The 13,848-nt window shown below is 52.1% G+C and carries 11 protein-coding genes; 4 read left to right on the forward strand and 7 right to left on the reverse strand.

The features are described 5' to 3' along the window. The first annotated feature begins 49 nt into the window (after nucleotides 1–49). A complete protein-coding gene (cls, locus tag ES815_RS22650) occupies nucleotides 50–1,510 on the forward strand; it encodes a cardiolipin synthase (RefSeq protein ID WP_142489826.1) in 1,461 nt (486 codons plus the stop codon). A gap of 37 nt (nucleotides 1,511–1,547) precedes the next feature. After that, nucleotides 1,548–1,877, forward strand: coding sequence for an HI1450 family dsDNA-mimic protein (locus tag ES815_RS22655; RefSeq protein WP_142489827.1), 330 nt, complete (start codon nucleotides 1,548–1,550; stop codon nucleotides 1,875–1,877). A 59-nt stretch (nucleotides 1,878–1,936) separates the two neighbouring features. Here the strand turns inward: ES815_RS22655 and oppF are convergent, their stop codons facing one another. The 6 genes from oppF to ES815_RS22685 all read right to left on the reverse strand — a co-directional run bounded on the left by oppF (nucleotide 1,937) and on the right by ES815_RS22685 (nucleotide 8,943). Further along, complete coding sequence (oppF, locus tag ES815_RS22660; RefSeq protein WP_142489828.1) at nucleotides 1,937–2,941, reverse strand: murein tripeptide/oligopeptide ABC transporter ATP-binding protein OppF; 1,005 nt, start codon at nucleotides 2,939–2,941, stop codon at nucleotides 1,937–1,939. Next, complete coding sequence (locus ES815_RS22665) at nucleotides 2,938–3,951, reverse strand: ABC transporter ATP-binding protein (protein WP_142489829.1); 1,014 nt, start codon at nucleotides 3,949–3,951, stop codon at nucleotides 2,938–2,940. Before ES815_RS22665 ends, oppF begins: the two co-directional genes overlap by 4 nt. Before the next feature lie 11 nt (nucleotides 3,952–3,962). Then, on the reverse strand, nucleotides 3,963–4,871 hold the full coding sequence (gene oppC, locus ES815_RS22670; RefSeq protein ID WP_142489830.1) for an oligopeptide ABC transporter permease OppC: 909 nt from the start codon (nucleotides 4,869–4,871) through the stop codon (nucleotides 3,963–3,965). Between the two features lie 14 nt (nucleotides 4,872–4,885). Next, nucleotides 4,886–5,806, reverse strand: coding sequence for an oligopeptide ABC transporter permease OppB (oppB, locus tag ES815_RS22675; protein WP_032611266.1), 921 nt, complete (start codon nucleotides 5,804–5,806; stop codon nucleotides 4,886–4,888). A gap of 85 nt (nucleotides 5,807–5,891) precedes the next feature. Next, nucleotides 5,892–7,523, reverse strand: a complete 1,632-nt coding sequence (oppA, locus tag ES815_RS22680; RefSeq protein ID WP_142489831.1) for an oligopeptide ABC transporter substrate-binding protein OppA — start codon at nucleotides 7,521–7,523, stop codon at nucleotides 5,892–5,894. 772 nt (nucleotides 7,524–8,295) lie between these two features. Further along, entirely contained in the window at nucleotides 8,296–8,943 is a 648-nt protein-coding gene (locus ES815_RS22685; RefSeq protein ID WP_106993184.1) for a YchE family NAAT transporter, read from the reverse strand. 477 nt (nucleotides 8,944–9,420) lie between these two features. Between ES815_RS22685 and adhE the strand changes: the two genes are divergently transcribed. Beyond that, nucleotides 9,421–12,102, forward strand: a complete 2,682-nt coding sequence (gene adhE, locus ES815_RS22690) for a bifunctional acetaldehyde-CoA/alcohol dehydrogenase (RefSeq protein ID WP_142489832.1) — start codon at nucleotides 9,421–9,423, stop codon at nucleotides 12,100–12,102. An 82-nt stretch (nucleotides 12,103–12,184) separates the two neighbouring features. Here the strand turns inward: adhE and tdk are convergent, their stop codons facing one another. Beyond that, entirely contained in the window at nucleotides 12,185–12,799 is a 615-nt protein-coding gene (tdk, locus tag ES815_RS22695; RefSeq protein WP_142489833.1) for a thymidine kinase, read from the reverse strand. A 548-nt stretch (nucleotides 12,800–13,347) separates the two neighbouring features. On the opposite strand from tdk, the gene hns reads away from it, so the two are divergent. Beyond that, nucleotides 13,348–13,761, forward strand: a complete 414-nt coding sequence (hns, locus tag ES815_RS22700) for a histone-like nucleoid-structuring protein H-NS (protein WP_039030686.1) — start codon at nucleotides 13,348–13,350, stop codon at nucleotides 13,759–13,761. The last annotated feature ends 87 nt before the right edge of the window (nucleotides 13,762–13,848 follow it).

The following is a 13,848-nucleotide window of genomic DNA, read 5'->3' on the forward strand; positions in this document are numbered from 1 at the left end:
TCCTGACGCGTAAACTCTTAACAATACGCTTTCAAAAGGATTTTTTATTATGACAACCTTCTACACCGTGGTGAGTTGGCTGCTCATTCTGGGGTACTGGCTGATTATCGCAGGTGTAACATTACGCATCCTGATGAAGCGCAGAGCCGTCCCCTCCGCCATGGCATGGCTGTTGATTATTTTTATCCTCCCGCTGGTTGGTATTATTGCGTATTTATCCTTTGGCGAGCTGCACCTCGGTAAACGCCGGGCGGAACGCGCCCGCGCCATGTGGCCCTCAACGGCAAAATGGCTTAACGACCTGAAATCCTGCAAACATATCTTTGCCGAAGAGAACAGCGACGTCGCCGCCTCCCTGTTTCAGCTCTGCGAGCGCCGCCAGGGCATTGCCGGGGTCAAGGGCAATCAGCTGCAGCTGATGACCACCTCCGATGACGTTATGCATGCTTTGATCCGCGATATTCAGCTGGCGCGGCATAACATTGAGATGGTGTTTTATATCTGGCAGCCGGGTGGCATGGCCGACCAGGTTGCGGAATCCCTGATGGCCGCCGCGCGCCGGGGCATTCACTGCCGTCTGATGCTCGACTCCGCCGGCAGCGTGACGTTTTTCCGCAGCAACTGGGCGTCGATGATGCGCAATGCCGGGGTGGAGGTGGTTGAGGCGTTGAAGGTCAATCTGCTGCGTGTGTTCCTGCGCCGGATGGACCTGCGCCAGCACCGCAAAATGGTGCTGATCGACAACTACATCGCCTATACCGGCAGCATGAATATGGTTGACCCTCGCTTCTTTAAACAGGATGCCGGCGTGGGCCAGTGGGTGGATCTGATGGCGCGTATGGAGGGCCCGGTCGCCACCGCGATGGGGGTTGTCTACTCCTGCGACTGGGAGATCGAAACCGGCAAACGCATTCTGCCTCCGCCCCCGGATGCCAACATCATGCCGTTTGAGCAGGCCAGCGGGCATACCATCCATACCATTGCCTCCGGCCCGGGCTTCCCGGAAGATCTCATTCATCAGGCGCTGCTGACTGCGGCCTATTCCGCCCGCGAATACCTGATCATGACCACCCCCTACTTCGTGCCGAGCGACGATCTGCTGCACGCCATCTGTACCGCCGCCCAGCGTGGAGTCGACGTCAGCATCATCCTGCCGCGCAAGAACGATTCGGTGCTGGTGGGCTGGGCCAGCCGGGCCTTCTTTAGCGAACTGCTGGCCGCCGGGGTGAAGATTTACCAGTTCGAAGGTGGCCTGCTGCACACTAAAAGCGTGCTGGTGGATGGCGAACTTAGCCTGGTGGGCACGGTTAACCTGGACATGCGCAGCCTGTGGCTCAATTTTGAGATCACCCTGGTGATCGATGACGCCGGTTTTGGCGGCGATTTGGCCGCCGTCCAGGACGACTATATCTCCCGCTCCCGCTTGCTGGACGCGCGTTTGTGGGTGAAAAGACCGCTGTGGCAGCGAATTACCGAACGACTGTTTTACTTCTTTAGTCCGTTGCTGTAAAACGTGCCCAACCAACGATGTTAAACAGGTAGTCATCATGGAAATGGATCTGAACAATCGCCTGACCGAAGACGAAACGCTTGAGCAGGCCTACGATATCTTTCTTGAACTGGCCGTCGATAATCTCGACCCGGCAGATGTGATCCTCTTCAATCTACAGTTTGAAGAGCGCGGCGGCGCAGAGCTGTTCGACCCGTCTGAAGACTGGGAAGAGCACGTCGATTATGACCTGAACCCGGACTTCTTCGCTGAGGTGGTGATTGGCCTGGCTGATGAAGATGGCGGTGAGATTAACGACATCTTTGCCCGTGTTCTGCTGTGCCGCGAGAAAGACCATAAGCTGTGCCACATACTCTGGCGTGAATAAAATCTGGCGCGAATAAAAAAAGGCTGCGAATGCAGCCTTTTTTAATACCTGTTATCCACTCAGAGCGGGTCGACCTTCAGACACGAAACCGCATGGCGGAAGCTGCCTTCGAGCACCGGACGTGTTTTCGCGCACTCCGGCCCGGCAATAGGGCAGCGGGTACGGAACACACAGCCCGATGGCGGATTGATCGGCGACGGCAGTTCCCCTTCCAGAAGCTGAATAGTTTTATTCTTCTCCAGATCCGGATCCGGGACCGGCACCGCAGACATCAGGGCTTTGGTATAAGGGTGCAGCGGGTTGTGGTAGACCTCATCGTAGGTGCCCAGCTCTACCGCATGACCCAGGTACATCACCAGCACGCGATCGGAGATGTGCTTCACCACCGCCAGATCGTGGGCGATAAAGATCAGCGACAGGCCCATCTCACGCTGCAGTTTTTGCAGCAGGTTAACCACCTGCGCCTGGATCGACACGTCCAGCGCCGAAACCGGTTCGTCACAGATAATCAGTTTCGGCTCGAGGATCAGCGCGCGGGCAATCCCGATACGCTGACACTGACCGCCTGAGAACTCGTGCGGATAGCGGTTGATAAGGTTCGGCAGCAGGCCCACTTTCATCATCATCGCTTTGACGCGGTCACGCACTTCAGTACGTGGCATTTTCGGATGATAGGTGCGCAGCGGCTCGGCGATGATCTCCCCGATGGTCATACGCGGGTTCAGGGATGCCAGCGGATCCTGGAAAATCATCTGAATGTCGCTACGCACGGCGCGCCACTCTTCAGGTTTCATCCCCAGCAGATCTTTGCCCAGCCAGGCCACCTTGCCGTCCGTCGCTTTCACCAGACCAATAATCGCGCGCGCGAAGGTAGATTTGCCGCAGCCCGACTCACCCACCACGCCCAGGGTCTCCCCTTCGTACAGACGCAGGGTGACACCATCCACCGCTTTCAGGGTTTTGGCCGGCTGCCAGAACCACTGTTTGCCATCCTTGATATCAAAGTGGACTTTCAGATCCGCGATTTCGAGCAGGACATTACGTTTTTCGTCAATGACAGTCATACCAGCTCCTCGTACGGCTTAAAGCAGGCACGCAGACGGCCTGGGGCAAACTCTTCCAGCGGTGGCGCGCTGTTGCAGATCTCCATCGCGTGCGGACAACGCGGCTGGAACGGACAGCCTTTCGGCAGACGCAGCAGGTTTGGCGGGTTGCCCGGAATAGTCAGCAGTGACTCCCCTTCCGCATCGAGACGCGGAACGGCGTTCAGCAGGCCGATAGAGTACGGGTGTGCCGGGTTGTAGAACACATCCCGCGCTTTGCCGTACTCCATGGTGCGACCGGCATACATCACCAGCACTTTGTCGCAGATCCCGGCGACCACGCCCAGATCGTGGGTAATCATAATGATCGCCGTATTGAACTCGCGCTTCAGCTCGTTCAGCAGGGTCATGATCTGCGCCTGAACGGTCACGTCCAGCGCGGTGGTCGGTTCATCGGCAATCAGCAGTTTTGGCCGGCACAGCAGGGCCATGGCGATCATCACACGCTGGCGCATCCCGCCGGAAAACTCATGCGGGAACATGCGCATACGCTTACGCGCTTCAGGCATTTTCACCGCATCCAGCATTTTCACCGACTCTTCAAAGGCTTCGGCTTTGCCCAGCCCTTTATGCAGCATCAGCACTTCCATCAGCTGCTCGCCCACCCGCATGTACGGGTTCAGGGAGGTCATCGGATCCTGGAAAATCATCGAGATCTGCTCGGCGCGCAGCTTGTTCAGCTCGTTTTCCGGCAGGTTGAGGATCTGTTTACCGTTAAAGGTGGCAGACCCCCCGATGACGCCATTTTGTGCCAGCAGCCCCATCAGCGCGAAGGCCGTCTGGGATTTACCGGAACCGGATTCACCCACGATCCCCAGCGTCTCACCCGCCCGCAGGCTGAAGTTGAGATCGTTTACCGCGGTGACATCGCCATCCGGCGTTTTAAAGGTGACGCGCAGATCTTTCACATCCAGCAGCGCATTGCCCTGCTGTTGGGTTTGTGGCGCAGATGCCGTTTCAATAATGGTCATGGCGGCGCTCCTTAACGGTCTTTCGGATCGAGGGCATCACGCAGGCCATCGCCGATAAAGTTGAAACAAAACAGTGTCACGACCAGGAAACCTGCCGGGAACAGCAGCAGCCACGGTGATACTTCCATCGAGTTCGCGCCATCGCTGAGCAATGCACCCCAGCTGCTCAGCGGCTCCTGGGTACCCAGACCCAGGAAGCTGAGGAAGGACTCAAACAGGATCATGCTCGGCACCAGCAGGGAGGCATACACCACCACCACGCCCAGCACGTTCGGGACGATATGACGGACCACGATATTGCCGGTAGAGACCCCACCCACCTGCGCCGCTTCGATAAACTCTTTGCGCTTCAGGCTCAGGGTCTGGCCGCGCACGATACGTGCCATGTCCAGCCAGGAGACCATACCGATAGCAACGAAGATCAGCAGGATGTTCTGACCGAAGAAGGTCACCAGCAGGATCACGAAGAACATGAACGGGAAGGAGTTGAGGATCTCAAGGATACGCATCATCACCGAATCGACTTTGCCGCCGAGATAGCCGGACAGCGATCCGTACAGGGTACCCAGAATCACCGCCACGAAGGCCGCGGCAATCCCCACCATCAGCGAGATACGCCCGCCGATGGCCACACGGACCAACAGGTCACGCCCGGAGGAGTCGGTGCCGAAGTAGTGGCCCGATTCGCTATCCGGTGCGCTGGACATCATGCCCCAGTCGGTATCGAAGTAGGTGAACTGCGACAGCATCGGCGCTAAGGTCACAAACAGGGCGATAATCACCAGCACAATCAGGCTGGCAACCGCCGCGCGGTTGTGCATAAAGCGACGGCGGGCATCCTGCCAGAGACTGCGTCCTTCGACTTCCAGTTTTTCACTGAAGTTTTCCAGCGCCTCGCTATTTTTCTTACTTAACATCATGGCGAGCTCCAGTGTCAGTAGCGGATTTTCGGATCGATAACGGCATAGAGCACATCGACGATCGCGTTAAAGAAAATGGTCAGCGCACCGACGAGGATGGTCAGACTCAATACCAGAGAGTAGTCGCGGTTAAGGGCGCCGTTAACGAACAGCTGGCCGATACCAGGCAGACCATAGATGGTCTCGATAACCATTGAACCGGTAATGATACCGACGAACGCTGGGCCTAAATAAGAGAGAACCGGCAATAACGCAGGTTTCAACGCATGACGGAAAATAATCCGGCGCATTGGCAGCCCTTTCGCGCGTGCGGTACGGATGAAGTTGGAGTGCAGGACTTCAATCATCGAACCACGGGTAATACGCGCAATGCTGGCAATATAGGCCAGTGACAGCGCCACCATCGGCAGAATCATGTACTGCAGCGCCCCGCCATTCCAGCCGCCGCCGGGCAACCATTTAAGGGTGATAGCGAATATCATGACCAGCAAGGGTGCGACGACAAAACTCGGTATGACGACCCCGGTCATTGCCACCCCCATTACGGCGTAGTCCCATTTGGTATTTTGATTCAGCGCGGCAATCACGCCCGCCGTGACGCCAAGAATAACGGCCAGTAAAAATGCCGCGGCGCCTAATTTAGCCGAAACGGGGAAGCTGGACGCCACCAGATCGTTTACGGAATAGTCTTTATATTTAAATGACGGTCCAAAATCGCCGTGGGCCAGCTGCTTCAGATAATTGAAATACTGGGTGGAGATCGGATCGTTTAAATGGTATTTCGCTTCGATATTCGCCATCACTTCTGGCGGCAGCGTACGTTCACCGGTAAATGGACTACCCGGCGCGAGACGCATCATAAAGAAGGAGATCGTTATGAGAATAAAAAGCGTTGGGATCGCTTCAAGACAGCGACGTAGGATAAATTTCAACATTGCCCGTACCTTCTGGCGTGTGCCTATATAGTATTACGATGAGTAGACACCGTGGGGCAGGCATCGCCCGCCCCACTCATTGCCATTAATGCTTGATGATATACAAGTTTTTAACGTAGATATTATCCATCGGGTCTTTACCGGTATAACCACCTACCCACGGTTTCACCAGACGGGCGTTCACGTAGTAGTAAACCGGCACGATCGCAGAGTCTTTATCAAGCTGCTGTTCTGCTTTCGAATACAGCTCAGCGCGCTGCGCTTCGTCCGTGACTTTCAGGGTATCGCCGATCAGCTTATCGAACTCTGCGCTCTTATAGTGCGCGGTGTTGTTCGAGCTGTCGCTCAGCATGGTGTTCAGGAAGGAGGTTGGTTCGTTATAGTCCGCACACCAGCCTGCACGCGCCACATCAAAGGTGCCCTGATGACGGCTGTCCAGGAAGGTTTTCCACTCCTGGTTTTCCAGCTTCACGTTCGCGCCCAGGTTTTTCTTCCAGATGGACGAGACGGCGATAGCCAGTTTTTTATGCAGATCTGAAGTGTTGTACAGCAGGCTAAAGGTCAACGGCTTGTCAGCGGTATAACCGGCTTCGGCCAGCAGTTTCTTCGCTTCAGCATTACGCTGTTCCTGGGTCATTTTGAACCATTCTGGCTCGGTCAGCTTCGCGCCATCGGTATACGGCGGGGTGTAGCTGTAAGCCGGCAGGTCGCCCTGGTTTTTCACTTTATTCACGATGATATCGCGATCCAGTGCCAGCTTAAGCGCGGTACGCACGCGAACGTCGGTGAATGGCGCTTTCTGGTTGTTGATTTCGTAGTAATAGGTACACAGATACGGGTCAACGTGAACTTCAGCCGGGATCTCTTTTTTCAGCTTCTGGAACAGTTCGATCGGCATGTTGTTATAGGTCATGTCGATTTCGCCGCTGCGGTAGCGGTTAACGTCAGTCACTTCAGAAGAGATTGGCAGGTAGGTGACCTGATTGATAACGGTTTTCGCGTTATCCCAGTAATTGGTATTACGCTCCAGATCGATACGCTCGTTAACAACCCAGGCTTTCAGCTTGTAGGCGCCGTTGGTAACGATATTGGCAGGCTGGGTCCACTTCTCGCCGAATTTCTCAACCGCTGCTTTTGGAACAGGGGAAACGGACGGGTGAACCAGCAGTTTGTAGAAATACGGGACTGGCTCGCTCAGGGTCACTTCGAAGGTATTGTCATCGATCGCTTTTACGCCGAGGTCGGTAATCGGTTTTTTGCCGGTGATGATGTCATCGATATTGGCGATATGGCCATACTGCAGATAGCTCGCATACGGAGAGGCGGTATTTGGATCCGCCAGGCGCTGCCAGCTATAAACGAAATCTTGTGCGGTAACCGGAGAACCGTCAGACCATTTTGCGTCTTTGCGCAGGTGGAAGGTCCAGACTTTAAAGTCTTTGTTTTCCCATTTTTCAGCAACCCCGGCAACCGGGTGACCGTCTACGTCAGTAACCAGCAGACCTTCGAACAGATCGCGGTTAATGTTAGACTCCGGTACACCTTCAATTTTGTGCGGATCCAGAGACTGAACCTCAGCACCGTTGTTACGCACCAGCGTTTGCTTTTCCGCCAGCTGAACCCCAGCAGGTACGTCAGCAGCCATTGCAACGTTGCCCGCGATTAGCGCAGTTAAAATCCCCGCCGCGACCAGACTTTTTTTTGTGATGTTGGACATTGTGTTGATACTCCACTCTTTATAATTACTGGTTTTTTACCAGCCTGTTTAATTCCCCTTTTTTGGGGTTCCCTGACAACGTAGGAGTTTATGCTGCTGTCAGGCGTTTTTACTTCTCGCTATCACCGACTTTACTATTACTAACGGCTCGTCTGGCCGCCTTGCGTCGATTCTTAACAGCCTCCCCTGTCGAGGCCTGTCTTAATTCTTTTAGATCAGAATCGTTAATGAAAAAGATTCTCATCTAAAAGATTTCTGCGGAAAATATAAGGCCGGAAAGTACCAAATGGCTTTCCCGGGTGCCAATACATTTTGCAAATTTGTTAACCAATTCTCTTTTACGGAAGTTACCGTTAAGTTGTGGGCTACCCTGCCGCGCATCAAAAGCCCAGAAAACCTTCGCTTTTCAATGGGATGTAGAAAGTGTGCTCGACGGTGGCGTCGCAGTGCTGAAGACGAGGTGTTGTTTGTACAAAAAATTAACAACTGTCTATTATTTAGCACATTCATCTAATTCATTCATCAAATTACTAATATCATCTCAGTTATCCCGCAGCAAGCCCCAGAGTATCGTGTGAGTAAAATAACAGTCTTGTTGCGCGGAATGTGACCAGTACGGGGCCGGGATGGGAGACAAGTGTTTGATATTTAACAAAACAAAATTATTAGTAAAATTTATTATAGTTAAAGCGATTTTCAACTTTCATTATATGATTTGCTGATAATGACAAAAAAAACGGCGCCACTGGCGCCGCGCTTTCATTTGAAATGGTTAACTCAATAAGCCCGGAAATATTGATTTCAGCCCGGTAACAATAAATTCAATCCCCAGCGCCATCAGCAGAAGACCCATAATACGGGTGATAACGTTAATGCCGGTCTGACCAAGCAGCCGCACCAGCCAGGGGGCAATACGGAATACGCCCCAACAGCAGAACGCAAACAGCGCAATGGCAATCGAGAAGCCAATCAGATGCATTAGATTGTGGTAGCGCGTTCCCCAGACGATGGTGGAACTGATGGCACCCGGCCCCGCCATTAAGGGCAACGCCAGCGGCACCACGCCAATACTTTCGCGGATAGCAGTCTCTGATTTTTCTTGTTTGTTTTGTTTGTCTTCACCCAATTTGCCGCTGATCATCGACATCGCGATGGTCACCACCAGGATCCCGCCGGCAATCCGGAACGAATCAATAGAGATGCCAAAAATCTGCAATATAGAGTCGCCAAGATAAAGAGAGGTCAGCAGGATGATCGCAACCGACAGGTTTGCCGTCAGGTTGGTCTTATTTCTGGCAAGCGCGGTCTGGTAGCTGGTCATACTGATAAAGACAGGAATAATGCCCACCGGGTTAACCAGCGCGAACAGACCGATAAAAAACTTAAAATAGGTAGGAAAATCAAAGAGCGATAGGCTCACAGTTAGCTCCGCTGATAAGCAAGACTCAAGATAAAGAGGTGGCAACACCAATAACCGCGCAGAAGATACGCTTTTTGCGCATGCACTTCATCACAATATTGCGAATTATAGTGGTTTGACGCTGTAAAATATTTGTGTACTAAATGCATTCCTGTGGTTCAATTGCTTTTGCAATTATTTAACATCTGATAAAACGGCCCAAAATACCCCTGCTGAAAGGTATCAGCTTATGGATAAATTGATACAGATCATGTTTTCCGTACTCAGAAGTGAGTAATCTTGATTACGCCACCACGGAGATTCAGTATCTGAACGTAGGCTACTGATGGGAGGCTCTTTTAGTAAATCAGGGGAACGATAAAAACGTTAACACCTTGTTTTTATGTAAGTTAAGCAAGTGGCAAAGGCGCTGACTATACTGTTTTCGTGTCGAGCAGCTGATTTACTAAAAGAGTTTAACATTATCAGGAGAGCATTATGGCTGTTACTAATGTCGCAGAGCTTAACGCACTTGTAGAGCGCGTAAAAAAAGCCCAGCGTGAATATGCCAATTTCACCCAAGAACAGGTTGATAAAATCTTCCGCGCCGCCGCTCTGGCTGCTGCAGATGCTCGAATCCCTCTCGCTAAAATGGCCGTTGCCGAATCCGGTATGGGTATCGTTGAAGATAAAGTGATTAAAAACCACTTCGCTTCTGAGTATATCTACAACGCCTATAAAGATGAGAAGACTTGCGGCGTCCTGTCTGAAGATGACACTTTCGGTACCATCACCATTGCAGAACCTATCGGTATCATCTGCGGTATCGTTCCGACAACCAACCCAACTTCTACTGCTATCTTCAAATCGCTCATCAGCCTGAAGACGCGTAACGCAATCATTTTCTCTCCACACCCACGTGCTAAAGATGCGACCAACAAAGCGGCCGATATCGTTCTGCAAGCGGCGATCGCTGCAGGTGCACCGAAAGATCTGATCGGCTGGATCGATCAACCTTCTGTGGAGCTGTCTAACGCGCTGATGCACCACCCTGACATTAACTTGATCCTTGCGACCGGTGGTCCAGGCATGGTTAAAGCCGCGTATAGCTCCGGTAAACCGGCTATCGGCGTAGGTGCAGGTAACACCCCGGTTGTTATCGACGAAACCGCCGATATCAAACGTGCTGTTGCATCCGTACTGATGTCTAAAACCTTCGACAACGGCGTTATCTGTGCTTCCGAGCAGTCCGTTGTGGTTGTTGACTCCGCATACGATGCCGTTCGCGAACGTTTCGCCAGCCACGGCGGCTACCTGCTGCAGGGCAAAGAGCTGAAAGCCGTTCAGGACATCATCCTGAAAAATGGCGCACTGAACGCCGCCATCGTAGGTCAGCCAGCATACAAAATTGCTGAACTGGCAGGCTTCACCGTTCCGGCTACCACTAAGATCCTGATTGGTGAAGTGAGTGTCGTTGACGAGAGCGAGCCGTTTGCTCACGAAAAACTGTCTCCAACGCTGGCAATGTACCGCGCGAAAGATTTTGAAGACGCGGTCGTTAAAGCAGAGAAACTGGTTGCCATGGGCGGTATCGGTCATACCTCCTGCCTGTACACCGACCAGGATAACCAGCCTGAACGTGTCGCGCACTTCGGCCAGATGATGAAAACTGCACGTATCCTGATCAACACCCCTGCTTCTCAGGGTGGTATCGGTGACCTGTATAACTTTAAACTCGCGCCTTCCCTGACTCTGGGTTGTGGTTCATGGGGTGGTAACTCCATCTCTGAGAACGTTGGTCCTAAGCACCTGATCAACAAGAAAACCGTTGCTAAGCGAGCTGAAAACATGTTGTGGCATAAACTTCCGAAATCTATCTACTTCCGCCGCGGCTCTCTGCCAATCGCGCTGGATGAAGTGATTACTGATGGCCACAAACGTGCGCTCATCGTGACCGACCGTTTCCTGTTCAACAACGGCTACGCAGACCAGATCACCTCTGTGCTGAAAGCTGCTGGTGTGGAAACTGAAGTGTTCTTCGAAGTAGAAGCTGACCCAACCCTGACCGTTGTTCGCAAAGGTGCAGAGCTGGCAAACTCCTTCAAACCAGACGTGATCATCGCGCTGGGCGGCGGCTCCCCAATGGATGCAGCCAAAATCATGTGGGTCATGTACGAACACCCGGAAACGCACTTCGAAGAGCTGGCGCTGCGCTTTATGGATATCCGTAAACGTATCTACAAGTTCCCGAAAATGGGCGTGAAAGCGAAAATGATCGCCGTCACCACCACTTCCGGTACCGGTTCTGAAGTGACGCCGTTTGCCGTTGTAACCGACGATGCAACCGGTCAGAAATATCCACTGGCAGACTATGCGCTGACCCCGGATATGGCGATTGTTGACGCCAACCTGGTTATGGATATGCCGAAATCACTCTGTGCATTCGGTGGTCTGGATGCAGTAACTCACGCCCTGGAAGCTTACGTTTCCGTGCTGGCCTCTGAGTTCTCTGACGGCCAGGCTCTGCAGGCGCTTAAACTGCTGAAAGAGAACCTGCCAGCGTCTTACAACGAAGGCTCTAAAAACCCTGTTGCCCGTGAGCGTGTGCACAGTGCTGCCACCATCGCCGGTATCGCGTTTGCTAACGCCTTCCTGGGTGTGTGTCACTCCATGGCGCACAAGCTGGGCTCTCAGTTCCACATTCCTCACGGTCTGGCGAACGCCCTGCTGATTTCTAACGTTATCCGTTACAACGCTAACGACAACCCGACTAAGCAGACCGCATTCAGCCAGTACGACCGTCCGCAGGCTCGTCGTCGCTATGCAGAAATCGCTGACCACCTGGGCCTGAGCGCACCTGGTGACCGCACTGCTGCGAAGATCGAGAAGCTGCTGGCATGGCTGGATAGCATCAAAGCGGAACTGGGTATTCCTAAGTCTATCCGTGAAGCGGGCGTTCAGGAAGCTGACTTCCTGGCACACGTTGACAAGCTGTCTGAAGATGCCTTTGATGACCAGTGTACTGGTGCGAACCCGCGCTACCCACTGATCGCAGAGCTGAAACAGATCCTGCTGGATACTTACTACGGCCGTGAATACTCTGAAGGCGTAGCGGCATCAGTTGCACCTGCTGTAGACGTCGTAGTCAAAGCGGAAAAGAAAGCGAAGAAAAGCGCTTAATTAATCGCTAAATAAAAAACCCGCTCCGGCGGGTTTTTTTATGTCTGTGCTCCAGGGATAACGGAGAGATGAAATAGCGTCGTTAACGACGACAGGCATCCTGAATGGCCGTCAGAGAGCCTACAACCAGCGCTTCTTTATAATGCTTACGGCAGACGGATACATAGCGCTCATTGCCGCCAATCACTACCTGCTCGCCTTCAGCATAGGGTTTGCCAGCCTGATCGAGACGCAGCACCATACTCGCTTTACGGCCGCAGAAACAGATGGTTTTCAATTCAACCAGTTTATCCGACCAGGCCAGTAAATACTGACTGCCAGTAAACAGCTCGCCGCGAAAATCAGTACGCAGGCCATAACAGAGCACCGGAATATCCAGTTCGTCGACCACTTCTGATAACTCATGCACCTGCTGGCGCGTTAAAAACTGGCTCTCATCCACCAGCACACAATGCACAGCCTGATTAGCAACCTCTGCGCGGATCTCTTCCAGCAGATTGGTTTGTGGGTTATATAGCTTTGCCGGTGACGAGAGACCAATTCGCGAGCTAACCTTTCCGCTACCGAAACGATCGTCAATCTCTGCGGTGTAAACCAGGGTCTGCATCCCGCGCTCCTGGTAATTGTAGGAGGATTGCAGTAATGCGGTCGACTTACCTGCGTTCATTGCTGAATAGTAGAAATACAGTTGTGCCATTGGCCGTTAAACCCTAATCAATGTGTATTATTACCGATGCGCGATTGTACCATATTTTGTCTGGTCTTCCGTGCTACAGCGCGCTTTGTCGGCAGTTCGGGGCATTGTTTTCCTGCCTGGATATACAACAGGCAGCGGTAAAGGCAGGTTAAAACATCAAATGAATAACGGCTTTAAAATCGGTAAGTTCAGGAAAAATCTATTATTTTAATGGACTAACAGAGTCAAAAATGAGGCAGGAATAATTAACTGTTTCAGCGGTCAACCGTGTTTCCAGTACTAATACGAAAGGTTGATATTTATCCTGAGTAACAATAATCGCAGATAAAATTACCCACAAAAAAAGAGTTAGCCGTCAGGTTTACTACACATCTGTTGATAACGTAGCCCTCTTTTCGCCGCTGGAATTTAAGTTAACGATATTAATAATAGTGACAAATATTAGGTGTTTTTTGAATTCCTTACATTCTGACCTATTGCATATATCAATTTATGCCTCTATTATTACTTCAACAAACCCCCCACATTATAAGTTTGAGATTACTACAATGAGCGAAGCACTTAAAATTCTGAACAACATCCGTACTCTTCGTGCCCAGGCGAGAGAATGTACTCTGGAAACGCTTGAAGAAATGCTGGAGAAATTAGAAGTCGTGGTTAATGAGCGTCGTGAAGAAGAAAACGCCGCGGCTGCTGAGATCGAAGAACGTACTCGTAAACTGCAGCAATATCGTGAAATGCTGATCGCTGATGGTATTGATCCAAACGAATTGCTGAACAGCATGGCTGCCGCTAAAACAGGCACCAAAGCTAAACGTGCTGCACGCCCGGCTAAATATAGCTACATCGATGAGAACGGCGAATCTAAAACCTGGACTGGCCAGGGTCGTACTCCAGCTGTTATCAAAAAAGCCATGGACGAGCAAGGTAAACAACTGGACGACTTCCTGATTCAGGAATAAGTTAGCAAGTTATCCGAAAAATCCCGCTTAATGCGGGATTTTTTATGCCTGTATTTTATACGGTGTGACATTCGGTTACATGCTGTC

The sequence above is a fragment of the Leclercia adecarboxylata genome (assembly GCF_006874705.1).
Classification (GTDB): Bacteria; Pseudomonadota; Gammaproteobacteria; order Enterobacterales; family Enterobacteriaceae; genus Enterobacter; species Enterobacter adecarboxylatus_C.

Excerpts from the sequence above, each read along its gene's own strand:
- cls (WP_142489826.1), top strand. The coding sequence starts at position 50 with ATGACAACCTTCTACACCGTGGTGAGTTGGCTGCTCATTCTGGGGTAC.
- ES815_RS22655 (WP_142489827.1), top strand. The coding sequence starts at position 1,548 with ATGGAAATGGATCTGAACAATCGCCTGACCGAAGACGAAACGCTTGAG.
- oppF (WP_142489828.1), bottom strand. The coding sequence starts at position 2,941 with ATGACTGTCATTGACGAAAAACGTAATGTCCTGCTCGAAATCGCGGAT.
- ES815_RS22665 (WP_142489829.1), bottom strand. The coding sequence starts at position 3,951 with ATGACCATTATTGAAACGGCATCTGCGCCACAAACCCAACAGCAGGGC.
- oppC (WP_142489830.1), bottom strand. The coding sequence starts at position 4,871 with ATGATGTTAAGTAAGAAAAATAGCGAGGCGCTGGAAAACTTCAGTGAA.
- oppB (WP_032611266.1), bottom strand. The coding sequence starts at position 5,806 with ATGTTGAAATTTATCCTACGTCGCTGTCTTGAAGCGATCCCAACGCTT.
- oppA (WP_142489831.1), bottom strand. The coding sequence starts at position 7,523 with ATGTCCAACATCACAAAAAAAAGTCTGGTCGCGGCGGGGATTTTAACT.
- adhE (WP_142489832.1), top strand. The coding sequence starts at position 9,421 with ATGGCTGTTACTAATGTCGCAGAGCTTAACGCACTTGTAGAGCGCGTA.
- tdk (WP_142489833.1), bottom strand. The coding sequence starts at position 12,799 with ATGGCACAACTGTATTTCTACTATTCAGCAATGAACGCAGGTAAGTCG.
- hns (WP_039030686.1), top strand. The coding sequence starts at position 13,348 with ATGAGCGAAGCACTTAAAATTCTGAACAACATCCGTACTCTTCGTGCC.